The sequence below is a fragment of the Streptomyces sp. NPDC102274 genome (assembly GCF_044766385.1).
In the GTDB taxonomy this organism is placed as follows: domain Bacteria; phylum Actinomycetota; class Actinomycetes; order Streptomycetales; family Streptomycetaceae; genus Streptomyces.
Genome location: NZ_JBIWLW010000048.1, coordinates 17903 through 39509, shown reverse-complemented (window position 1 = coordinate 39509; position 21607 = coordinate 17903). Strand labels below are relative to the sequence as shown.

The 21607-nt window shown below is 68.4% G+C and carries 19 protein-coding genes and 6 pseudogenes; 14 read left to right on the top strand and 11 right to left on the bottom strand.

Features of this window, described 5'->3' with window-relative positions:
• Positions 1-124 precede the first annotated feature (124 nt).
• The 3 genes from ACIRQP_RS37830 (at position 125) to ACIRQP_RS37820 (ending at position 3091) form a co-directional block, all read left to right on the top strand.
• Complete coding sequence (locus tag ACIRQP_RS37830) at positions 125-574, top strand: hypothetical protein (RefSeq protein WP_403899067.1); 450 nt, start codon at positions 125-127, stop codon at positions 572-574.
• Entirely contained in the window at positions 571-1326 is a 756-nt protein-coding gene (locus tag ACIRQP_RS37825) for an SDR family oxidoreductase (protein ID WP_403899064.1), read from the top strand. Before ACIRQP_RS37830 ends, ACIRQP_RS37825 begins: the two co-directional genes overlap by 4 nt.
• 349 nt (positions 1327-1675) lie before the next feature.
• Positions 1676-3091 (top strand): IS1380 family transposase, encoded by a 1416-nt coding sequence (locus ACIRQP_RS37820; RefSeq protein WP_403899061.1) that lies wholly within the window; start codon positions 1676-1678, stop codon positions 3089-3091.
• 434 nt (positions 3092-3525) lie between these two features.
• On the opposite strand, the pseudogene ACIRQP_RS37815 reads toward ACIRQP_RS37820, so the two are convergent.
• The 4 genes and pseudogenes from ACIRQP_RS37815 to ACIRQP_RS37800 form a co-directional block, all read right to left on the bottom strand.
• Positions 3526-4168 (bottom strand): annotated as a pseudogene (locus ACIRQP_RS37815) (MFS transporter); the annotation flags it as partial.
• A 42-nt stretch (positions 4169-4210) separates the two neighbouring features.
• Complete coding sequence (locus ACIRQP_RS37810) at positions 4211-5065, bottom strand: transposase family protein (protein ID WP_403899099.1); 855 nt, start codon at positions 5063-5065, stop codon at positions 4211-4213.
• Positions 5066-5609: 544 nt separating this feature from the next.
• Positions 5610-6410, bottom strand: coding sequence for a hypothetical protein (locus ACIRQP_RS37805; RefSeq protein ID WP_403899107.1), 801 nt, complete (start codon positions 6408-6410; stop codon positions 5610-5612).
• A 49-nt stretch (positions 6411-6459) separates the two neighbouring features.
• Positions 6460-6726, bottom strand: a pseudogene (locus tag ACIRQP_RS37800) (hypothetical protein); the annotation flags it as partial.
• Between the two features lie 125 nt (positions 6727-6851).
• On the opposite strand from ACIRQP_RS37800, the gene ACIRQP_RS37795 reads away from it, so the two are divergent.
• Entirely contained in the window at positions 6852-7418 is a 567-nt protein-coding gene (locus tag ACIRQP_RS37795; protein ID WP_403899058.1) for a TetR/AcrR family transcriptional regulator, read from the top strand.
• 156 nt (positions 7419-7574) lie between these two features.
• On the opposite strand, the pseudogene ACIRQP_RS37790 reads toward ACIRQP_RS37795, so the two are convergent.
• Both ACIRQP_RS37790 and ACIRQP_RS37785 read right to left on the bottom strand, forming a co-directional pair.
• Positions 7575-7796, bottom strand: a pseudogene (locus ACIRQP_RS37790) (MFS transporter); the annotation flags it as partial.
• A 6-nt stretch (positions 7797-7802) separates the two neighbouring features.
• Positions 7803-9122 carry an ISL3 family transposase gene (locus tag ACIRQP_RS37785; RefSeq protein WP_403899055.1) on the bottom strand — a complete coding sequence of 440 codons (1320 nt, stop codon included), beginning with the start codon at positions 9120-9122 and terminating at the stop codon, positions 7803-7805.
• 40 nt (positions 9123-9162) lie between these two features.
• Between ACIRQP_RS37785 and ACIRQP_RS37780 the strand changes: the two genes are divergently transcribed.
• On the top strand, positions 9163-9771 hold the full coding sequence (locus tag ACIRQP_RS37780) for a YdeI family protein (RefSeq protein WP_403899096.1): 609 nt from the start codon (positions 9163-9165) through the stop codon (positions 9769-9771).
• A 139-nt stretch (positions 9772-9910) separates the two neighbouring features.
• Here the strand turns inward: ACIRQP_RS37780 and ACIRQP_RS37775 are convergent.
• A pseudogene (locus ACIRQP_RS37775) lies at positions 9911-10369 on the bottom strand (MFS transporter); the annotation flags it as partial.
• Between the two features lie 746 nt (positions 10370-11115).
• Here ACIRQP_RS37775 and ACIRQP_RS37770 point away from each other — a divergent pair.
• The gene (locus ACIRQP_RS37770; RefSeq protein ID WP_403899052.1) at positions 11116-11898 is read left to right on the top strand and encodes an MBL fold metallo-hydrolase; all 783 of its coding nucleotides are present in this window, start codon (positions 11116-11118) and stop codon (positions 11896-11898) included.
• A gap of 324 nt (positions 11899-12222) precedes the next feature.
• Here ACIRQP_RS37770 and ACIRQP_RS37765 read toward each other — a convergent pair whose 3' ends face one another.
• Entirely contained in the window at positions 12223-12915 is a 693-nt protein-coding gene (locus ACIRQP_RS37765; protein ID WP_403899049.1) for an SDR family NAD(P)-dependent oxidoreductase, read from the bottom strand.
• Positions 12916-13086: 171 nt separating this feature from the next.
• Positions 13087-13317: a hypothetical protein gene (locus ACIRQP_RS37760; protein WP_403899046.1), complete on the bottom strand. Its 231-nt coding sequence runs from the start codon at positions 13315-13317 to the stop codon at positions 13087-13089.
• Between the two features lie 468 nt (positions 13318-13785).
• Between ACIRQP_RS37760 and ACIRQP_RS37755 the strand changes: the two genes are divergently transcribed.
• The 4 genes and pseudogenes from ACIRQP_RS37755 to ACIRQP_RS37740 form a co-directional block, all read left to right on the top strand.
• The gene (locus ACIRQP_RS37755; protein WP_403899043.1) at positions 13786-14490 is read left to right on the top strand and encodes a VanZ family protein; all 705 of its coding nucleotides are present in this window, start codon (positions 13786-13788) and stop codon (positions 14488-14490) included.
• Between the two features lie 68 nt (positions 14491-14558).
• On the top strand, positions 14559-15275 hold the full coding sequence (locus ACIRQP_RS37750) for a response regulator transcription factor (RefSeq protein ID WP_403899040.1): 717 nt from the start codon (positions 14559-14561) through the stop codon (positions 15273-15275).
• Complete coding sequence (locus tag ACIRQP_RS37745) at positions 15268-16347, top strand: sensor histidine kinase (protein WP_403899037.1); 1080 nt, start codon at positions 15268-15270, stop codon at positions 16345-16347. Before ACIRQP_RS37750 ends, ACIRQP_RS37745 begins: the two co-directional genes overlap by 8 nt.
• A 119-nt stretch (positions 16348-16466) precedes the next feature.
• A pseudogene (locus tag ACIRQP_RS37740) lies at positions 16467-17056 on the top strand (IS701 family transposase); the annotation flags it as partial.
• Positions 17057-17169: 113 nt separating this feature from the next.
• Here ACIRQP_RS37740 and ACIRQP_RS37735 read toward each other — a convergent pair.
• The gene (locus tag ACIRQP_RS37735) at positions 17170-17673 is read right to left on the bottom strand and encodes a GNAT family N-acetyltransferase (protein WP_403899034.1); all 504 of its coding nucleotides are present in this window, start codon (positions 17671-17673) and stop codon (positions 17170-17172) included.
• Positions 17674-17735: 62 nt separating this feature from the next.
• Complete coding sequence (locus ACIRQP_RS37730) at positions 17736-18059, bottom strand: hypothetical protein (RefSeq protein ID WP_403899031.1); 324 nt, start codon at positions 18057-18059, stop codon at positions 17736-17738.
• 105 nt (positions 18060-18164) lie between these two features.
• Between ACIRQP_RS37730 and ACIRQP_RS37725 the strand changes: the two are divergent.
• The 4 genes and pseudogenes from ACIRQP_RS37725 to ACIRQP_RS37710 all read left to right on the top strand — a co-directional run bounded on the left by ACIRQP_RS37725 (position 18165) and on the right by ACIRQP_RS37710 (position 21552).
• Positions 18165-19117, top strand: a pseudogene (locus ACIRQP_RS37725) (NADP-dependent oxidoreductase).
• Between the two features lie 106 nt (positions 19118-19223).
• Positions 19224-19544 (top strand): NIPSNAP family protein, encoded by a 321-nt coding sequence (locus ACIRQP_RS37720; RefSeq protein ID WP_403899028.1) that lies wholly within the window; start codon positions 19224-19226, stop codon positions 19542-19544.
• A 79-nt stretch (positions 19545-19623) separates the two neighbouring features.
• Positions 19624-20067, top strand: a complete 444-nt coding sequence (locus ACIRQP_RS37715; protein ID WP_403899025.1) for a heme-binding protein — start codon at positions 19624-19626, stop codon at positions 20065-20067.
• Positions 20068-20424: 357 nt separating this feature from the next.
• Positions 20425-21552, top strand: a complete 1128-nt coding sequence (locus ACIRQP_RS37710) for an SDR family oxidoreductase (protein ID WP_403899022.1) — start codon at positions 20425-20427, stop codon at positions 21550-21552.
• The last annotated feature ends 55 nt before the right edge of the window (positions 21553-21607 follow it).

Below are 21607 nucleotides of genomic sequence, written 5' to 3'. Positions count from 1 at the left end.
GATGGACATCAGGTCGGGTCGTCGGTAGCCGGGCCTGGGCAACCCTTTCAGCTGCTCAACTGCGGTTTTCAGCTGCACGTGACAGCTCGTCTCACATTCGCGGGGGCTGTCTCGTCATAGGGGTATGAACACAAAAATCCGGTACGCCATCCTCGGCCTGCTGGCCGTGGCCGGGCTGTACACAGGTCTCTGGGCGTACTTCTCGCCGGCCGGCTGGTACGCGAATTTCCCCGGCTTCGGGCGGAGCTGGCTGCCTCAGCTCGGGCCCTACAACGAGCATCTCGCCAAGGACGACGGGGCCATGTTCCTCGCGCTGGCAGTGCTGGCGATCATCACCATGCGCTACGTACGGAACAACCGGTTCGTGCAGACGACAGGCGCGGTGTGGCTGGTCTTCAACGTGCTGCACTTCATCTACCACATGCAGCATCTCGACATGTACGAGACGGTGGACCAGGTGCTCAACGTCGTCTTCCTGTCCGCGCTGGTGGTGGTGTCGGTGCTCCTTCTGATGCCCCTCCCCCGGCCGCTGTCGCCCGAACGGCGCAACAACGAGCGGGAGGACGCACGATGACGCGGGTGGCGGTGGCGGGCGGGACCGGTCTCGTCGGACGCCATGTGGTGGAGGAACTGTCGGCGGCGGGGCACGAGCCGGTGGTGCTGGCCAGATCACGCGGTGTGGACCTGGTCTCGGGCAAGGGACTCGAAGCGGCCATGGCCGGCGTGGAAGCCGTCGTCGACGTGAGCAATGTGACGACCGTGAGTGCCCGGAAGGCCACCTCATTCTTCCAGGCCGTCACCGGTAACCTGCTGGACGCCGGTGCGCGGGCCGGGGCAGAGCATTACGTGCTGCTGTCGATCGTCGGTATCGACCGGGTCGGTCATGGCTACTACCAGGGGAAACTGCGCCAGGAGGAACTGCTGAAGGGCGGGCCGGTGCCCTGGACGGTGCTGCGCGCCACCCAGTTCCACGAATTCGCCCGGCAGACCCTCGACCGGACCCCGGGCCCCATCGCGGTCGTTCCCCGGATGCGTACCCAGCCGATCGCGGCCCGTGAAGTGGCCCAGCACCTCGTCGCACTCGCCCTCGCCCCACCACAGGGCATGGCACCGGAACTCGCCGGACCACGCGTCGAGCAGCTCGTCGACATGGTGGGCAAACTACTGCGAGCCGAGCACCAACGGCGGCTGGTACTGCCGGTGAAGTTCCCCGGCGCGGCCGGCGACGCCATGGCGGGCGACGGACAACTCCCGACCGGACCAGGGGCCCGGGGCAGCGAGACCTACGACGAATGGCTCGCCCGCAACGCCACGCCGGGAGGATAAGGAGCGCCCCCGAGGCTCTCCGGAGCCGGGTCGGGCGGCCACGCTTGACGTCGCCGCCCGACAAAACCTCGGGGAGGTGGTCGAGTTGCCGCCGGGGCAGCCCGGTCGGGGTGGGGTCGGGCAGCAGTGCCTGGTCCCACTTCGGCACAGATGCCCACCTTGGCACAGATGGCTGCGGCGACCGGGCCTCCAGCTCGAACACGCCTTTGCGGACCGATGTGCGTGACAATAACCCTGGCTATTCAGCAGCGTTGGGCTGCATGAGGCCCTGATAGCAGAAAGATGCCGTTGACCTGCAAGGATGTGAGTATCTAAGTCATGGCCGTTGCAGAAGTCAGGGCACTTTCTGGTGGTTGAGCGTACAGGGTGGGACCGTCGGCTGTCGGTGGTGGCTGATGGGAAGAGGCTGATCGGCCATACCGGGGCGGTGCTGCTGCGCAGGTGCGCGGACCGGACGGGGCTGACGGACGCGTTGGCGAAGGTGCTGCCGTCCAGCACGGTGACCGGCTGGCGGGATCGTGCGGCCGTGCTGGTTCACCTGGCGGTCGCGATCATGCTGGGAGCCGAGAACCTGTCGGAGGCCGAGCAACTCCAGTTACATCACCGGCCGCTGTTCGAGTCTGGCGCTTCTGACTCCACAGCCCGCCGCACGCTGGCGGCACTCGATGAGGCGACCCTCGCGAAGATCGCGAAGATGCGGGCGCGGGTGCGCCGGCACGTGTGGAGCCTGCTGCATCTGCGGCCGGGTGGCTTCCCGTGGCTGGTCGTGGCGGGCAAACGACTGACCGGCTGGATCGTCATCGACCTGGACGCCACCATCATCACCTCCGCGTCGAAGAAGACCGGGGCAGCCGTCACGTTCAAGAAGACGTTCGGTTTTCACCCCCTGGCCGCGTGGTGCGCGAACACCAGCGAGGCCCTGGCCATGCTCCTGCGACCGGGCAACGCCGGAGCCAACACGGTGAACGACCACATCACCGTGCTCACCGACGCGTTCGCGCAGATACCCGGCTCCTCAGCCGCGAAGTTCCTCATCCGCGTGGACGGTACCGGGGCCACGCACGGGCTGCTGGACCACCTCGAAGCGTTGAACACCGCCCGGCGTACGGTCCGCCACACCGTCGGCTGGACGATCACCCAGGACGACGAGCGGGCCATCGCCCGCCTGGCCGAATCTGCTTGGGAGACGTCCGTGCACCAGGACGGCAGCCTCCAGGAGGGCTACTTCGTCGCGGAGCTGACCGGAGTGAACACCCGAGAGGGCTGGCCAGAGGTGATGCGGCTGATCGCGCGCCGCGTCAGGCCCACCCGGCGGCACCTGAAGGAGCTGACCGACTTCGAGAAGCAGACCGGCTGGCGCTACAGCATCACCGCGACCAACATCCACCACATGTGGGGCAGCGCCGGCTCACGCCAGGCCCACTTCCTCGACGTGCTCCACCGCTCGCACGCCGGGGTGGAAGACTGGGTCCGCACCAACCTGGACAATCTCCCGTCCGCCTTGTGGGAGGTCAACCGAGGCTGGATGCTTGCCGCGAACATCGCCGCCGATCTCGACGCCTGGCTGCGGCTGCTGACCCTGCACGACATCGACGACCTGGCTGACGCCGAGCCGGACACCACGCGCTTCAAGCTCTACCACCTGCCCGCCCGCCTCGCCGACCACGCCCGCCGCCGCTTCCTACGCATTGAGACGACCTGGCCCTGGGCTACCGCCTTCACCACCTGCCGGCAGCGACTGACCGCTCTCCCGGCCGTCACCTGACGCCCGGACCCTGCCCCGACAAAGACCAGGAAGGAGAAGACAGCACTACTCCGGGCAGTGGAACCCGGCGCACCCGCAGCGTCACGCGACGGCCCACCTCGAACAGCCAGAGGACATTACGGGCAAACAGCCGAGCAGCTCAGCGACCAAACCTCGCTGACGAATCGAGGATAAACGCGGGAACCGGATCGGGGTGACCTGCCGGTTGTCACCGGTTGTGCGTCTCCGAGTTCGGAACCTTCCTGCGTTTTCACGCGCTCCATCATGACCGCGCCCGCAGAGGATAAACGCGCGTGAACCGCGAAAGACCAGTGTGAACAACCCAGGTTTCAGGCGTCTTCCGGGAACCCCGCTCACGCATGGGGGAATAAAGTGAGCCGGGACGAGCGCGACAGGAACGAAACCGCTCCTGTCGCGCCGCAGATGGAGCCCGGCTACATATGGACGGATACGGCGGTGCTGTCGTCCGGGTCGGGTACGCCCCGTCGGTAGAGCAGGACACTGACAATGAGCCCCAGGGCGAAGAAGCCGGCCGACCACCAGTATGCGGTGGAGTAGCCATCCAGTGAGGCCCGGGCGAGGACACCGGGATCCGCGGGGTTCTCGTCAGAGATATAGGAGGTGGCCGCGTTGGAGGCGAAAGTGGTGAGTAGCGCCGTGCCAATGGAACCTCCGACCTGTTGACCGGTGTTGACTGCCGCGGAAGCGACACCGGCGTCGCCGGCCTTGACGCCCGTGATGGCCAAACTCATCACAGGAGCCCAGATCAAGCCCATGCCAAAACCGGTCACCGTGGTTTGGGGCATGACGTGAGCGGCATAAGTACTGGTCAAGTCAAGGGTAGTCATCCAAACGAGGCCGATACAGGATTGAGGCGAAGGAGGCCCCGCGGTTGCGGTCGGCCAGCACGCGCAGTGGCAGCAGAGGGTGCGCTGCCTTGGTCTGAGACCAGGCGAAAGCAACCAGCAGGAGAGCGCCGGCGGCGAGGAAACCCCAAGTGGCTGGAGAGTCCCAGTCGTGGGATTCAGCGTTGGCGAATCCGTAGACGATGCCGAACAGGCCGGCCGAGACCAGAACAGCGAGCTGTTGACAGTAACAGTTCGTCGCTCTGGGTGATCATCAGGCGGTGCGGCCCTTCTCGAAGTGGAAGATCGCGAGGGCTGCTGCGGTGATGTCGCCGATGCGCTGCGGGGACAGGCTGACGTGCCGCAGCGCCTTGAAGCGGGTCTTCAGGTCGGCGTTGGCCTTCTCGGCCAGGGCGCGGATGGCGCCGATGGCCTTGTTGAACTGCCGCTGTGTGGGGGGTGAGTTCGCCGCCGGTGGGCTTCTTGTGGGGCAGGCGGAAGGAGGACGGTGCGCCTCGTAGCCGGTGTCGGCGATCGGGACCAGGCCGTCGGCCGCTGTGGCGTCCAGGGCGGTGAGCAGGCCGCGCGTGCGGGCGCAGGTCATGTCGTGTTCGCGGCCGGGGCGGACCGGGGAGGTCCACAGCGGGAAGCCGTCCGGGGCGGAGAGAACCTGGATGTTGCCGCCGTGGCGCTTGTGCTTTCCGGACCACCACAGGTCCACTCCGACGCTGGGGCCGGGTACACGGCAGCGGTCGGTGTCGATGAGGGTGCCGTCGAGCATTACGTGCGTGTGGCCGGCCGCTTTCGCGCGCTCGATGGCCTGCTCCAGCGTCGGGGCCTGGGCCTTGAGTACGGCGATCCCCTCCAGGACGTAGCGGTGGCAGGTCCGGCCCGAGATGCCGTTGTCGGCGGCGAGTTGCGCGATGCGGGTGTTGTCCAGCAGCCAGCGCAGCACGAGCACGGCCTGCCGGAACGGCCCCAGGCGCCGCGTTGCGCGCCGGGTTCCCCGTGCCCGCCGCTCGGCCTCCATCAGCCGGGCGAGGTACAAGACGGTCTCGCGGCTGAAGTCGAGCACGGCTGTATAGGTGATACCGGTGGTCACGCGAAGCCTCTGGTTCTCGGACAGGATCTTGGCAGACCTGTGCCTACCAGGGGCTTTGCTCTTATCCGGGGCCGGGGTGCTGATCCGGCAGACGCGGCTACCTCTGTGACTGAGCACCCTGGTTTGCCAGGCTGAGCATCACAGTCAGCCGCAGCGGCATCGACCAGCGGCTGCGTCCGCTCGCCTCGATGTCGATCCCATCTGGCGGCAAGAGGGTGAGCGAGCGGGGACTGCAATCGGCGCCCAGCCGGTCCAGGACCACGTACACGCCGTCCTGGATCACCTTGCTGGAACGGCGCACATCTCGCTAGACAGGCGTGCTTGTCCGGCTTGTCCGGCGCGTGCGGTCCCGATCGCCCGGGCGTCGCGCGCCGTGTGGCGATCCGGACAGCAGATACCCGACGCCGTCGGCCGCGGCGTGGATCAGTACCCGTCGGCGGATGTCACTTGGGCGGTGGTCGGCAGGCCCTGTCAGACCACCAGACCCGCCGTCGCCAGGGCATCGGCCCGGTCAAGGCCCGCGCACTCGCCGAGGCCCCGGCAGCCGCTGGGCGGCGGGTATCGGCGCTCTTCAGTCCAGTACGAAGGTGCCGCCTGCGGTTGTCGCCAGGTCGGTCCCGAGGGCGGCTGCCGGCGTCCAGGCTCCGGGCCTGCCGACGCCGCGGGCCAGCAGTTCGGTGACGGTGGCGGTGACGTCGGCCGTGAAGTCCATGCCGTCGCCGGCGCGGAGCCATCCCTCGTGCCGGGTGCCGTCCGCCCACTCGACGACGGCGTGCCCCCAGGAGTGCTTGCGCGGACGGGGTGCGGCCTTCACCGGGGCCCGGCCGAGCCGGTCGACGGCGAGGCGTCGCAGCGCCGGAACGGACAGCAGGCGGCCGAGCAGCGCGAGCAGGGCGCGTATCAGCGGAGCGGTCGGCACGAGAGCGGAGGTAGCGGTGACGAACGGTGCTCCGCTCACCGCATGCGCCGCGACGAGCTCGCCAGACGCGGCACCTGCCGACGTCGCCGACTCACCGTCCGGGAAGATGAGCTGCTGCGGGTCCGCGCCGAGGCGCGACGTCACCAGCCGCCCGTTCTCGTACCGCCGTCCGCCGGTGGTGAGCACGTCCACGATGCTGGCCGCCAAGGCGGCACCGAGCGCGCCCGCCTCGACGGCCACCGAGGCCACGGCGTCGACCCGCACCCGGTGCGGCGTGGGCCGGCCTTCGCACAGCTTCGCTACCACCGCCTCCGTCGCCAGCACGCCGAATCCGGCGCCGGTGACCAGGGTGCTGCCCGCCCGCACCGCTTCGTCGTGCAGGGCGAGCAGCCGGTCCACGGCGACCACGTCGTTGGCCTGGTCGACGTAGTGGCCGCCGGGGCATGCAGGCACGGGCGATCACCGGCGCTGTGGCGGCGAAGGCGCCCATCGTGTTCACCACCACCCGCGGGCGCTCCCGGACGATCTCGTCCGCGATCCGCTCAGCCGAGTCGGCGACGACGACCTTCGCGTCCCCGGGCAGACCGGCTTCGGTCCCGGCGGCGAGCATCCGCTCCCGGCTGCGTCCGACCGGCACGACCTTCAGGCCCCGCGCGGCCAGTCGCGCGGTCACGCCTCGGCCGATACGGCCGGTGGCCCCGACTATCCATACCTCGTCGTTCGTCCTGCTCTCGCCTGTCGTTCCGTCGGTCTCGCTGGTCTCGGTCATGTGAACGTCACCCTGCCTGCTCCGGGCCGCACCGGGGACGGGTGCCCCCCAGTGATGACACAGTGTGTCGTGATTGCAGGCTAGCACTGATGGCACAGTGGGACATCACCTGTTATCGTCGGCCTATGGCGAGGTGGGATCCGGGTGCCGAGGAGCGCCTGAAGCGGGCGGCTCTGGAGCTTTACTTGGAGCGCGGCTACGACAACGTGACGGTGACCCATATCGCCGAGCGGGCCGGACTCACCCGGCGCTCCTACTTCCGCTACTTCCCGGACAAGCGCGAGGTCCTGTTCGCCGGCTCGGAACGCCTGCCCCCGGCACTTGCGAAGGCGGTCCTGGCGGCAGACCCGGACGCGGCTCCGCTCGCTGCTGTCCTCGACGCCCTGACGCGAGTCGGTGCCCAACTCGTCGAGCAAGTGGACGGCGCGACGGAGCGCCGGGCGGTGATCGACGCCAGCCCGGAGCTGCAGGAGCGCGAACGGACCAAGGCGGTCGCGATCACCGAGGCGATCCGCGGTGCTCTGAAGCAACGTCAGGTGAAGGCCGAGACAGCCGAATTGGTCGCGCAGCTCGCCACGATGGTCTTCCAGAACGCCTTCCAGCACTGGATCGAGGGCAAAGGGCATGCGAGTTTCGGCAGCTGCCTGCACACGGTGACCGACGAACTGCGAGCCACCCTCGCCGGGACGTGAGAAGAACGTCCGCCCAGCGCCGTAACTGATCGCTTCAGGGCGAGACCGACGTCTCCACCTGCCCAACTTCTTGACCGCTGCCACCGAACGCCTGAAAGGCGCCAGAGTGGCCAACCGCCGCGCTCAGTTACAACCTCACAGAGTGTCACCGCTCGTTGCTGTCAATAGCTCAGTGCCAGGGATGTCGAGGGCTGCACTACGGTCGCGCGCCGTACTGCGGAGCAGTACGGCTCCGGAGATGAACGCGACTACAGCAAAGACGGTGTTGATGTAGAGAGTCCACCGCCAGTCCTGATACTCGGTGAGCGCACCACCCAGCAAGAGACCGATCGCGCTTCCGGAGCCGGCGATGGCGCCGTAGACGCTGAAAGCCTTGGCGGGTCTTCAAAGTTGAGCGGTGCGGAGGTGTCCGCGGGCTCGGCGGGTGGTGACGCAGCGTGTCCGCAGCCGCCGGTTGTCGGCGTTGCGGAAGCCGAACGCGTTGCGGGCGACGAGCTTGATCACGCGGTTGATCCCTTCGCTCTTGGCGTTGCTGTGTCCGGTGTCGATGAACGCGGCGGTCTCGGGCCACCAGCGGTCGACGGTGGTGGCGAGCTGGCGGACTTCGGGGATGTCGGAGTCCGCGCACCAGGTGAGGAACTTCCAGCGGGCGTTGCCGACTTGGTGGCGGTCGGCTCCGGTGCGGGCCAGGGCGAGGAGGGTGCGCAGGTTCTCCTTTGCTATCCAGGCCGTCAGCAGCGTCTGCCCGACCTTCCCCTCGCTCAGGAGCGTGTTCCACATCGTGGCGAACTGATCGTCGGTGAGGTCCTCGCGGTTGCGCAGGAGCCGCCGTCTGGCCTTCCACTCCGGGTCGCTCGCCCGTCCGCGCCGGCCGCGGGTCTCGGCGGTGGTGCGGCGCCTGACTATGGACAGCATTTTGTTGGCGAGCTGGACCACGTGGAAGTGGTCGACCACGACGGTGGCGTGCGGCAGGCCGATGCGGATCGCGGCGCGGTAGGTGGCCGACATGTCGATGGTGACGTGGCCGATGCCCTTTCTCCAGTCCAGGTCGGTGGTGGCGAGCCAGGCCAGGACGTCGGCGACGGTGCGGCCCTCGACCTGTCCGAGCAGCCCGCCGTGGCCGAGGGCGTCGACGAACCCGGTGTGCCACCGGTCCCGGGTCAGGCGCCACTTGCCGGTATCCGCATCCCGTTCCCAGCGGGGCCGTCCACGCCGAGTCTCGTCGATGCCCAGGACTGCGACCTGCGGCAGAGGTGCCTCGATGACGTCGCGGGCCTGCGTGCGGAAGGCTTCCATCACGGTCGGCCAGGACAGACGCAGATCCCGCGCGGCCTGGATGACCGTGGAGCCGGCATCCCGTATGCGGCGCCCGGCCGCACCCCGCAGCCGGGCGGTCAGCCTGGCACCGGCCGGGATCTGCGGGATCTGCTCGGTGAAGGACCGGCGAGGGCAGCCGGCCTCGCGGCACCACCAGCGGCGCTTGTGCCAGCGGAACTCCAATCCGCTCTCACCGTAAGGGAGTTCGCGCGGCCCGGTCACCGCCGAGCCCTTCACCCGGGTGGCGAACACCCCGCAGGCCGGGCAGGCCCTAGCTGCCTCGTCGGCCGTGACCAGGTGAACTCTGCGCCCTCCGTCAGCCAGCCGCTCAACCCGTGCGACGGACACCCCATCGAGGTCGAGCAGCAACGTCGTATCGTTGAGCAAGCCCGTGGCTCCTGCATCCGGGGCCGCGCCCGAATGCGTCATGACAATCGGCCGGGTGTGGTTTGCTGCTGGGGTGACTCAGGACTTGGAAATCGTCGCATTCGAATCCGCCGAGGCATTCCAGGCATGGCTCGGTGAGAACCACGCCGCCTCGTCCGGCATCTGGCTCAAGCTTCGCAAGAAGGGCCCCGGAATCGTCGCGCTGGACTACGCCCAGGCGCTCGACGTGGCGCTCTGCTACGGCTGGATCGACGGCCAGAAGGCCAAGTTCGACGATCAGTGGTGGCTCCAGCGGTTCACCCCGCGCAAGCCGCGCAGCAAGTGGTCCAAGGTCAACCGGCACAAGGTGGCCGCCCTGATCGAGCAGGGCCGGATGCATCCCCCGGGGCAGGCCGAGGTCAACCGCGCCAAGGCAGACGGCCGCTGGGAGGCGGCTTACGACGGCGCGAAGACCGCCACGGTGCCGGACGACCTCACGGCAGCCCTGACCGCCGACCCGGCCGCGGCGGAGTTCTTCGAGACACTGGACCGGCAGAACCGCTACGCGATCCTGTACAGGGTCCAAGACGCCAAGAAGCCCGAGACCCGGGCGCGCCGGATAGAGAAGTACGTAGCGATGCTGGCGAAGGGCGAGAAGCTGTACCCGTAGTCACGGAGAGGGACCGTAGCCGTGTAGTGCCTTGGGGTCCCGGCGCGCCTGCGGCCCCGGCAGCAGCCATCAGATGCCCTCACCGAGCGTAACGAAACGTCAGAGGCCCTGAGCAACGCACCGCTCAAGATCGAAGACCCGCCTTGGCTCGCTCCTTGGCGTCGGTGAAGGTGGTGCTCAGCAGAGACAGGGCAGCCGGAGCAAGGAGTGCGCCAAAAAGGCCCTGACCTGCTCGGGCAGCCACCAGCATGCCAAAACTGGTAGCCGCGCCGCCCACAGCCGAGGTAGCGGCGAACCCGACCAGGCCGACGAGAAAGGTGATCTTGCGGCCGATCAGGTCAGCTACCCGTCCGCCGAGCAGGAGCAGGCTGCCGAATGCGAGTGCGTAAGCCGTGATAACCCACTGGCGATTTCCGTCGGAAAAGCCGAGTTCCCGCTGGGCCGAGGGCAGGGCGATATTTACGATGGTGATGTCCAGGATCAGCATCAGCTGGGCGATGCTGATGACCACCAGAATCCACCAGCGGCGAGAATTAGCTGCGACCGGGGCCGGCTCACCGACAGGAAAGGTCGGATCGGCAGCGGTTGGCTGGGACACGTGAAAGCTCCAACGGTGTCGAGAAACGAAGGGACATATGAGCCGCTGACCAGTACCTGATCGCGTACGAAGAACCGAGCATGCGAAATGCCGGGTTCAGGAGTACACGGCGTTCATTGAAAACTTCGCAGGGAATCCGCGGAAAATTCAGAATCCGACGCATCGGTCATGCGATGACGCCTCCGCACTGGCCATAGCCACCGCACTCGACACAAGCGGTGCAGACACCGCCGGCTCCGGAGTGCTCCCGATCCGCGGCCGGGCCTTGGCAGGTCGCGGCTCCGCTGCCGATGGCTCTCGGCACACGGTTCGTATCGGCTCGGTCAGCGCCGGTCAGGGCGACGGCATCAAATTCACAGATCGCATGGGTCTCAGCTCTGTCCCTCATGCCTCCACGACGAGACGGACGCCAGGTATGTGAGGCAACGAGCAACCTCGCGGCACTCTGCTCGTCCGCCTCGGCCAGCACCGCGACGGTCTGCACGGCAGAGTATGGCCTTCGTCACCTCACATTCTCAGAGCCTGCGTCGTCGTACCTACATCCCTTCTCACTGATGCATCAATCACTATGGACACCGGTCGGCGCAAGATATGAACGCTCATCGCCCAGCCCCGTATTGGCTCACGCCGCACACACGCAGACCAGCCTTTTCGCGGTTCTCATGGTGCAGCTTGCATTTATGCATGAGGGCTGCTTACCGTGATTCACGGATAAACCACTCTTCAACCGCGAGGTGCTTCTTTCGATGTCTGCTGACCTGCCCACCAGCGAGCAATTCCCGGTCCGCGCCTTCGGCGGCCCGACCGCCCTCTTCGAGTACGGCGGCCTGCGGTTCCTGACCGACCCGACCTTCGATGCCCCCGGCGACTACCAGACGCCGGGCCATCCCGTCCTGACCAAGACCGCGCCGTCTTCCGGCAGCCCCGCGGACCTCGGCCGCGTGGACGTGGTCCTGCTCTCCCACGATGAGCACGCCGACAACCTCGACCGCTCCGGCCGGGCCCTGCTCGCCGACATCCCGCTCACCCTCACCACCCTCGGTGGTGGGCAGCGCTTGGGAGACCGCGCCAAGGGACTGGCTGACTGGGAGTCGATCGAGCTGGACCGCCCTGGCGGTGGCACCGTCACCGTGACGGGCGTGCCCGCTCTCCACGGGCCCGGGACGCGCGAGGAAGTCGAGGCGAGCGCCGGCCAGGTCGTCGGCTTCGTCCTGACCGGTGAAGGGCTCCCCACTGTCTACGTCAGTGGCGACAACGCCTCCCTTGGCTTGGTCAAGGAGATCGCCGAACGCTTCGCCCCCGTGGACACCGCCATCCTCTTCGCCGGCGCTCCCCGATTCCCTGTCGTCTTCGACGGCGAACTGATCGTCCTGGACAGCGCACAGGCCGCCGAGGCCGCCGAGATCCTCGGCGCCCGCCGGGTGGTCCCCGTCCACTACGACAGCTGGGCCCACTTCACCGAGGGCCGTGACGAGTTGGTAGCCGCTTTCACCGCCGCCGGTCTGGCCGACCGCCTCCAGATGGGGTGAGCGCGGACCCCGGCCGGTCCCGTGGGGCTACAGGCCGGTGGCCCGCAGTACCTCGACTACGACCCGGGTCGAAAGGCTCGCTCGTCCTCGGGTCCCAGATCGCGGCGCTGTGCGACATCCCGCTCCGGGGCAGCACCAACTCGGTGCGCTGCCGGCGCGCGATGATGCCCCCGGCCTCGACCGGCGGAACCGGGTGCCGGTGATCGCTCAACTGGTGCAGGCCGACGGCCCTTTGGAATCGGCAGCGGACGATCGAGCGGCGTTCCGGTCCCTCGACGACCCCGGCGGGTCGTCGGTCCGGTTCAGGGCAGGTTCAGAACAGGTTCACCACGGGAGATTCCCGGACCGGTCGATGAACTGTCCCGTCGGCCCGTCAGTGCCGATCGTCGCGAGGGTCACGATGGATTCGGCGCCCTCGGCGATGCTGTGTCCGAGGCCGCCGGTGAAGTCGGTCGCGGTCTGCCCCGGGTCGGCGGCCTTGACCTTCACATCCTTCAGTTCCTTGGCGTACTGGGTCGTGAGCATCGTGACCGCGGCCTTCGAGGCGGAGTAGAGGGGCAGGGCGAATTGCGACTCGATCCGCGCCGAGTCCTGAGTCATGCCGAAGGAACCCATCCCGCTGGACACATTGACGATGACGGGGTTCGAGGACTTGCGCAGCAGCGGGAGGAACGCGTGCGTGACGCGCACGATCCCGACGACGTTCACATCGAGCACGGCGCTCACGTCGGCCGCGGTGTACTCCTCGACGGGGCCGACCCGGCCGAGGACACCGGCGTTGTTGACGAGGACGTCGATCGTTCCCTCGTGCGCGGCGACGTCGGCGGCCGCGGCCTCGACCGAGGCGTCGTCGGCCACGTCGATCTTGACGAACCGGGCGCCGAGCGACTCGGCCGCGACCCGGCCGCGTTCAGGGGCGCGGGCACCGATGAGGACGGTGTGCCCCGCCTCGACAAGGCGACGAGCGGTTTCAAGACCGAGGGACTTGTTGGCCCCGGTGATGAACGTGGTGGTCATACTGACTCCTCCTGGCTCCGAACAGCATCGTCGTGCGCTGGTCACGGACTCGATGCTGAGCCCCTGGGAGCGTCGGCGGGAGCTACTGCTTGCACGCGGCCGCAGCGGGCGTCGGGCCGATTGCTCCATTGCCTAGGCGCACTGCACACGCGGGGCCGGTCGGCGGGTTTGTCAGGTGGCCGGTGTGTGATAGCCGGGGAGCGGCCGTGTGGACACGTCGAAGCGGTTCCGCGCGTTGATCGTGGTGATGGCGACGACGAGGCCGACTCGGTCTCGTCGAAATCTTTCGTGGCCATGGCTTACGCCTCGTCGGGCAAAGCCGTCCTTGAGCACGGTGACCGCCTCGGTCAATTCGATCGCCGCGATCTCCCGCGCCGTGTAGTAGTGCGTCGACTCCCCCACACATTGAGCTGGATGATCCGCGCCGCCGGCTCGCCGGCCGCCGGCGCGTCCTTCGTATGCATGCCGACCAGGCTACGCAGCCAGTGGCACCGCAGTATGGTCCAATTTAACGCTATATGTCCGGGCCAATTCGGCGCCCTCATCCACCTTCCGAACGCGGTACCGACATCCATCTGGGGCTGCGTGGAGACGACCGGCCGCGATACATCAAAGAATTCCCCGATAGGCCGTCAGCCACGTCCGCGTTGGGTCGGCATCAGTCCGGCCAAAGCTGCCCACAGAATGCCGCACCCGGGAATGCCGGCCTCCTTCGACAGGCCCTTCAGAAGCCCGGACCGCCACCTCGGCCCGATCCTGCCCGGGGCCGAGGTGGCGGTCCGGGCCGAAGGGCCAGGGGGATTCCGTGTATCGCGGGCGTATCGAAAATCGCATACGCCACCGCAACGGCCCTCCGCCTCAAATGGGGGCATGAACCACAACGCATCCCTGTCAGCACCACCCCGCCGCACGCGCGGGATCGTGCTCCTCAGCCTGGCGGTCCTCGGCGTGGTGAGCGCCGCGTTCGTCATGCGGCGACCGCTCATGATGTCCGCTCCGATGTGCATGGCCGGGCGGTGGCACGGCTGCTTCGATACGTTCAACGGTGTTCTGCTCATCACGTTGGTCGCGCTGCCGTTGGCCGCGCTGGTGGTGTGGGCTCTGGCGCGCCGTCGGCGTGCCGCCGGCGTCACATCGGCGTGGCGGATGTCGCTGGCCGAGGTGGGCATGGTCCACGGGACGGTGCCGTTCGTATGGATGACCATGATGCCGGGCGCCGGGGCCGGCACCGTCACCGGCCGGGTGAGCCTGGTACCGCTGCGGGACCTGCTCACGATGGGGCCGGCCGGGATCGTCGGCAACCTGCTGATCTTCGCGGCGCTGGGGTTTTTCGCCCCGATGCGGTTCGCGGCGTCGGCGTCCGTGCCGCGGATCCTGGCGCTCGGGGCGGGCTGCTCAGTCCTGGTCGAAACCGCACAGTACGTCCTGCGGCTGGACCGGGTGTCCTCCGTGGACGACGTACTGGTCAACGCCACCGGCGCCGTGCTGGCCGCGCTGGCGTCGCGCCGCTGGTGGCGCACTGCGGCGGAAGCGCCGTCGACCCAGCCTCGCCCCGCGCCGGCACCGGCAGGCTGAGTCGCGTGTCCGGTGTACACACGTCTTTGCATACGTCGGCGATATGTTGTGCTGCTTAGGCTTCGGACATGCGCGTACTGATCGTGGAGGACGAGCCCTACCTGGCCGAAGCCGTCCGTGACGGTCTGCGGCTGGAGGCGATCGCCGCCGACATCGCCGGCGACGGCGACTCCGCCCTGGAACTGCTCAGCGTCAACTCCTACGACCTCGCGGTCCTCGACCGCGACATCCCCGGCCCCTCCGGCGACGAGGTCGCCCGGCGCATCGTCGCCTCCGGCAGCGGCATCCCGATCCTCATGCTCACCGCTGCCGACCGGATCGACGACAAGGCTTCCGGGTTCGGGCTCGGCGCCGACGACTACCTCACCAAACCGTTCGAGCTGCGGGAGCTCGTCCTGCGGCTGAGGGCGCTCGACCGCAGACGCGCGTACGCCCGGCCCCCGGTCCGCGAGATCGGGGGCCTGCGGCTCGACCCCTTCCGCCGGGAGGTCTTCCGCGACGGACGCTACGTCGCGCTCACCCGCAAACAGTTCGCCGTGCTGGAAGTCCTCGTCGCCGCCGAGGGCGGGGTCGTCAGCGCCGAAGAGCTGCTGGAACGGGCCTGGGACGAGAACGCCGACCCCCTCACCAACGCCGTGCGCATCACCGTCTCCGCACTGCGCAAACGGCTCGGCGAACCATGGATCATCGCCACGGTGCCCGGCGTCGGCTACCTGATCGACACCGGTATGGACACCATCGTCCCCGGCAGGGACACCACCGACCCCGGCAGTACGCATGCGTAGACGCCCAGGGCTCAGCGCCCGACTGAAACTCACCCTCAGCTACGCCGGGTTCCTCGCCGTCGCCGGCGCTCTCCTGCTGGCCGTGGTGTGGGTGTTCCTGCTGCGCTACGTACCCGACAACCCCCAGGGCCTTCTCGGGATCTCGCCCAACCGCTACCTCCTTGTGCGCACCTTCGCCCCCGCCGCGGCCGCAAGCCTGGTCTTCCTGCTCGTGTTCGGCCTCGTCGGGGGATGGATCCTCGCAGGCCGGATGCTCGCACCACTCACACAAATCACGCATGCGGCACGGATGGCCGGGAACGGGTCGCTGTCCCACCGGATCCGGATGAAAGGCCGGCAGGACGAATTCCGTGAACTCTCCGACGCGTTCGACTCGATGCTCCAACAACTCGAGTCCCACGTCGCCGAGCAGCAGAGGTTCGCCGCGAACGCCTCCCATGAACTGCGCACCCCGCTGGCGATCTCGCGGACACTCCTCGACGTCGCCCGCAAGGACCCCACGCGGGACCGGGGCGAACTCATCGAACGCCTGCACGCTGTCAATACGCGGGCGATCGACCTCACCGAGGCCCTCCTGCTGCTCAGCCGCGGCGACCGCGGTAACTTCACCCGCGAGAGCGTCGACCTCTCCCTCATCGCCGAAGAAGCCGCCGAAACACTGCTTCCCCTCGCCGAACAGCGCCGGATCACACTCGACGTCACCGGCGGGGCGGCCCAGACCAGCGGCTCCGCGGAGCTTCTGCTGCGGATGGTGACGAACCTCGTCCAGAACGCCATCGTCCACAACGTCCCCGCCGGCGGCACCATGACGGTCCACACCGAGGCGCACGGCGACACGAGCGTGCTGCGGGTCGAGAACACGGGCCGTCGGCTCCCACCGGAACTGGTACCGACCCTCACCGAACCCTTCCAGCGCGGAACGGAACGCGTACGCACCGACGAGCACGCCGGCGTCGGCCTCGGCCTGGCCATCGTGCACAGCATCGTCCGCGCCCACGGCGGGACCCTCGACCTCGTCCCCCGCCCCGCCGGCGGTCTCCTCGTCACGGTCCGGCTTCCCGGCACACCGTAGGCATCGTCCCGGAGCGGGGCCCACTGGATCGTTGACCGGAAGTTCGGCGCACGCCAGGTGACCCGTCGTAGCGATTGGTCAGCGGAGCTTCGAGAGGCTTTTGGGTTCGTTCCTCAGTTACGGAACAGCCTGAACGTTCTCGTGCGTTGCACCCGCTGGGGAGTATCAGTGAACCAGCGACCGAGTCCGCCACCAAGCCCGAACTGGCCGCCCGCATGACCGCCCGGTTCCCGGCCACCGGCCACCGCACACCGTCGGTGGCCGACGATGAGGTCCACGACGGCAACCCGAAACTGCGCACCGCCCTGGACGAACGCGGCACCGGCTACGTCCTCACGGTGGCCCGCGCCCACGAAGTCACCACCCATGCAGGAAGGTTGCGCGCGGACGTCCTGGCCAAGAAGCTCCCCCAGCGCGCCCGGCAGAGGCTGTCCGCCGGAAACGGAGCCAAAGGGCAACGCTTCTACGACTGGGCTCACATCGCCCTGCTCGATCCCAGAGCCGGCGACCGCCACCTGCTGATCCGCCGCAACCGCACCACTGGCGAACTCGCCTACTACCGCTGCTACTCGCCTCAGCCGGTGCCGCTGACGACGCTGGTGCGGGTCGCTGGATCAAGGCGCGCATCAAGGAGGTGTTCCAGGCCGGCAAGGGCCTGGCCGGCCTCGACGAACACCAGGTCCGCCGCTACACCTCCTGGTCCCACTGGCCTCGCCGCCACCAAGCCCCATCCCGAGCCAGCCGCCACTGCCGTCAAGCCGCGCGCTCTGCCCGAGCACACTCGATCACGTGAGCATGAAGCCCCGGGGGCGCTACCCCGCGTCACGGCAACGAGCGTGTGAGCCATACCACTTCACCGCTGTCGTCCGTGGAAACGTGATGCCGCTCGAACCCGAGCTTCTCAAGGACACGGAACGACGGTGTGTTCCACGCGCCGACGGTCGACCAGAGCCGTTTCCGCCCGGTCGCAATAGCGGCATCGACCACCGCGCCGGCCGCCTCGGTGGCGTAGCCGCGCCCATGCGCGCGCCGGAACAACTCATACGCGATTTCAGGCTCCTCTACGGTGGAGCGGCCGATGATCAACCCGCAATAGCCGATGAAGTCGCCTTCGTCACGGCGCTGGATGGGCAGCAGGGCGATCCCCGTTGTCGCCGTTGCGGTGAGCAGCTTCGCGATGGACGTCCGGGTGTGCTCAACCGTGGGCGTCCCCTTGCCGCGTTCGGAGAGGAGGGCGCGGAACTCAGCGGCGTCCGACTCGGCCCACGGCCGCAGTAGCAGCCGCTCGGTCTCAAGGTGGAACGACATCGTCTCGTACGTAGACATGGGCCCTACTCTGCCCCACCGGTCACCACGAACTACAGCCTGAGTATGAGGTGGACCGTCCCTCATCCGCGATGGGGTGTCGTTCTGGCTCCGGCCAATGCCGTACCAACGAGAACGTATGCGATGAGGGCGGGGATCGGTATGTGGCCGCCCGCGCGGTCGATGTCGTCGATGAAGTACCCAGAGGCCACGAGCCAGGCGACCCCGCCGACGAGGATGAGGAGAAGGTTGCCGGTCTCCCGCAGCAGACGCATACCGGCCCACAGCAGGAGCGGCATGAGAACCCAGGAAGCGGCCGTGGCGAGAAGGAATTCGAAGGCCCCGGAGAACATGGTGCCCCCGCTGTCGGTTTCGGCCTCGCGGGCCCACGCGTAGCCGTCGCTCATAAGGGTGTGGCAGGCGGCGGTGGCGACGACAACGCTTGGTCGATGACCGCAAAGCAGCCTGTTGAAGCATTTGTTCTCTATGTAAGGAGATGACTCATGTCCACGATGCGCGCGGTGGTGCAGCACGCCTTCGGCGGTACCGACGTCCTGCGGGTGGAAGAGGTACCCCGCCCCGAACCGCTGCCGACCGAGGTCTTGGTGCGAGTGCACGCCGCCGGGATCAACCCGGTCGACTGGCAGACCCGCGCCGGCGGCGCCATGGCCGGCGTACTTGGTGAGCCGCCGTTCACCCTGGGCTGGGACGTGTCCGGTGTCGTGGAGGAGGTCGGCTTCGGAGTCACGACCCTCAAGCCCGGCGACGAGGTCTACGGGATGCCGTGGTTCCCGCGTGCGGCCGGCGGTTACGCCGAGTACGTCACCGCCCCCGCCCGCCAGTTCGCCCGCAAGCCCGCGAGCATCAGTCACGAGCAGGCCGCTGCCGTGCCGCTGGCTGCCCTTACCGCCTGGCAGGCTCTGGTGGACACCGCCGATGTCCAGCCCGGGCAGCGGGTGCTGATCCACGCTGCCGCCGGAGGCGTCGGACACCTCGCCGTCCAGTTCGCCAAGCACCTGGGCGCTCACGTCACCGGCCCGCCAGCAGCGGACGTCATGACTGGCTCAGGGCGCTCGGCGCTGACGAACTCGTCGACTACACCGCCGTCCGCTTCGAGGACGTGGTCAAGGACATCGACGTGGTGATCGACCTCATCAGTGTCCACCACGACAACACCAGCGTGCGCTCGCTCGATGTGTTGCGCCCCGGTGGACTGCTCGTCGCGATCCCCGCCGGCGTGTCGCCCGAGCTCCTCCAGGCGGGCGAGTCCCGGGGGCTGCGCACCAGTCCCTTCTTGGTCGAGCCCGACGGCCCGGCCCTGACTCGGATCGCCGGACTCATCGACGCCGGAGAGGTGAGTGTGGAGGTCGAGGAGGTCTTCGACCTGGACCAGGTCGCCCAGGCCCACACTCGCGGCGAGAACGGACGCACGCGCGGCAAGCTCGTCCTGCGCGTCGCCTCCTGACTCCCGCTCCGGTCCGGTCGGCCGCCGCATCGGGTCACCCGACGGCAACAGGCCGCGCAGCCTCCCGGACCGCCCCCGCCGACTACACAACACAAGGGAGTTCGCCATGTTCTACGAACTTCGGCGCTACCAGGCCCGGCCCGGACGCCGCGACGAATGGGTCCGCTACATGGAAGAAGTCGTCATCCCGTTCCAGACGTCGAAGGGCATGACGGTCACCGCGTCCTTCATCGACGAGGAGGACCCGGACGGTTACGTCTGGATCCGCCGGTTCGACGACGAGGCACAGCGGGAGGAGTTGTACGCCGCCGCCTACGAGAACGACCGCTGGCGGCATGAAATCGGTCCCGTGGTCGATGACTTGTTGATCCTGGAGAAGTCCGTGATCACCCGCGCAGTACCCACCCCGCACTCCCCGCTCCGCTGACAGCGAGATCCGCCCCGAGGTCCGTAGCACAGCCGGCACCCACCCCACGAATCATCCGACTCACCAGAGAAAAATCCTCATGAACAGCACAACGCAGGCGAAGTCCCTTTCCGCACCGTCGATCACCCGCGCCGCTGCCGCCGCGCTCATCGAGGCAGTGCACGCCGCCGCCGAAGGGGTCGGATTCGAGGTGGCAGTGGCGGTCGTGGACACCGGCGGCCACCTGAAGGCGTTCGAGCGCGCCGACGACGCACCGTTCCTGGCCGCCGAGGTCGCCGTTGACAAGGCCTGGACGGCAGCGTCCTATCGCATCCCCACCCACGTCTGGAACTCCTACGTGGGCAACCCCCAGGTCGCCCCGCTCGCCTACCACCCCCGGCTGATGGCCGTGGGCGGCGGCTACCCGCTGATCGAGAACGGCAAGGTCATCGGGGCTCTCGGCATCTCCGGCGGCACCTACGAGCAGGACCAGCAGGCTGCAGAAACCGCGCTCAGCTCGCTCGGCTTCGACATCCCGGCCTGAGACGGCCACCGTGCTCGCACGGGACAACGCCCAGCGCGCCGTTCCGTGCGGGCACAATCGCACCTACCGACGTGATGGCCGGTCAAACCTCCCAATGGCCACGGAGCTTTCGGGACGCCGCCCCACCAGCCGCCATGGCACGGAGCGCCACCACGCTGCCCGGGACCCGGAAAACCGCGTGCCGGCCGCAGCAGGACCAACAGAACTGCGCCCACGAGCGCCACCACGAAGTCGTCGACAGGGCGAACGTTGTCTCGGCCGGTCCACAAGCGGTCGGTTGACGGGGGAGACACCCCTTCGGTCGGCCCGGCGGCGGCCCCCCACCGGCCGCGCCGTGGTCGACGTGGGGACCGCTGGATGACCAACCGCCTCCAGCACGGCTGGGACGACGAGTCCGCCGTACGCATCCTGGAATCGATCCGGAAGGCCTCGAACCCGGGCGCCCGCCTGCTGGTACTGGAGGGCGTGGTCCCGCCCGGCGACACGCCCCACATGATGAAGATGGTGGACCTGACCATGCTCGGCATGCTGCCAGGCCGGGAGCGGACCGAGCCGGAGTCCCGCACGCTGCTGGAGCGGGCCGGGTTCACCCTGGACCGCGTCGTGCCCACCTCGACCGTCTTCTCGATCGTCGAAGCGTCCGTCTCATGGGAAGCCCCTCCTCAGATGCTTCTTGCCATCGCCCGGGCCGAACCGCATGATCGCACCGTGGAAGAGCCGATACGTCGTAAGCGCGCGTTGATCACCGGAGCCTCCCGAGGCATCGGTGCCGCCATCGCCCAAGCCCTCGCCGCACGCGGCGATGTGGTAGCCGTGCACTACCGGACCGATCCCGAAGCCGCCGTGAATCTGGTGGCCGCCCTGCCCGGTGAGGGCCATGTGGCGCTGCGCGCAGACCTGACCCGTCCGGAGGAGATACCCGGTCTGGTCGAGGGTGCGGTCAGCGCGCTCGGCGGGGTGGACATCCTGGTGAACAACGCGGCCGTGTTCACCCCGCACCCCATCGCGACGACCTCCTACGAGAACTGGCGGAGCGACTGGCGCCGGACCTTCGAGGCGAATCTGTTCGCCGCCGCGGACCTGACCTGGCAGGTCACCCGACATCTGCTGGACCGGGACGAGGGCCCGGCGGGCGCCCGGGTCATGATGGTGGGCTCCCGGGGCGCCTTCCGGGGCGAGCCGGTCTCGCCCGCCTATGGCGCCAGCAAGGCGGCACTGCACTCCCTCACCCAATCCTTGGCGGTGACCCTCGCCCCGTACGGCATCGCGGTGACGGCAGTCGCACCGGGCTTCACCCGCACCGAGATGGCGGCGCGGCTACTGGACGACGACGAGCAGGGACCGGCCATCCGCGCCCAGAGCCCGTTCGACCGAGTAGCCGAGCCGCACGAGATCGCCGCCGCGGTGGCCTGGCTGACCTCGGCCGAGGCCGAGTGGGCGAGCGGCGCGGTGCTGGACCTCAACGGGGCTTCGTACCTGCGCTGACAGCCGGATCTCGGTGAGCGGCGGACGGACCGGTGTCCGTCCGCCGCCGCGCGTA

Coding starts and splice junctions, on each gene's coding strand:
- ACIRQP_RS37830 (WP_403899067.1), top strand. CDS start 125: ATGAACACAAAAATCCGGTACGCCATCCTCGGCCTGCTGGCCGTGGCC.
- ACIRQP_RS37825 (WP_403899064.1), top strand. CDS start 571: ATGACGCGGGTGGCGGTGGCGGGCGGGACCGGTCTCGTCGGACGCCAT.
- ACIRQP_RS37795 (WP_403899058.1), top strand. CDS start 6,852: ATGGCGAGGTGGGATCCGGGTGCCGAGGAGCGCCTGAAGCGGGCGGCT.
- ACIRQP_RS37780 (WP_403899096.1), top strand. CDS start 9,163: ATGACAATCGGCCGGGTGTGGTTTGCTGCTGGGGTGACTCAGGACTTG.
- ACIRQP_RS37770 (WP_403899052.1), top strand. CDS start 11,116: ATGTCTGCTGACCTGCCCACCAGCGAGCAATTCCCGGTCCGCGCCTTC.
- ACIRQP_RS37765 (WP_403899049.1), bottom strand. CDS start 12,915: ATGACCACCACGTTCATCACCGGGGCCAACAAGTCCCTCGGTCTTGAA.
- ACIRQP_RS37755 (WP_403899043.1), top strand. CDS start 13,786: ATGAACCACAACGCATCCCTGTCAGCACCACCCCGCCGCACGCGCGGG.
- ACIRQP_RS37750 (WP_403899040.1), top strand. CDS start 14,559: ATGCGCGTACTGATCGTGGAGGACGAGCCCTACCTGGCCGAAGCCGTC.
- ACIRQP_RS37745 (WP_403899037.1), top strand. CDS start 15,268: ATGCGTAGACGCCCAGGGCTCAGCGCCCGACTGAAACTCACCCTCAGC.
- ACIRQP_RS37735 (WP_403899034.1), bottom strand. CDS start 17,673: ATGTCTACGTACGAGACGATGTCGTTCCACCTTGAGACCGAGCGGCTG.
- ACIRQP_RS37730 (WP_403899031.1), bottom strand. CDS start 18,059: ATGAGCGACGGCTACGCGTGGGCCCGCGAGGCCGAAACCGACAGCGGG.
- ACIRQP_RS37720 (WP_403899028.1), top strand. CDS start 19,224: ATGTTCTACGAACTTCGGCGCTACCAGGCCCGGCCCGGACGCCGCGAC.
- ACIRQP_RS37715 (WP_403899025.1), top strand. CDS start 19,624: ATGAACAGCACAACGCAGGCGAAGTCCCTTTCCGCACCGTCGATCACC.
- ACIRQP_RS37710 (WP_403899022.1), top strand. CDS start 20,425: ATGACCAACCGCCTCCAGCACGGCTGGGACGACGAGTCCGCCGTACGC.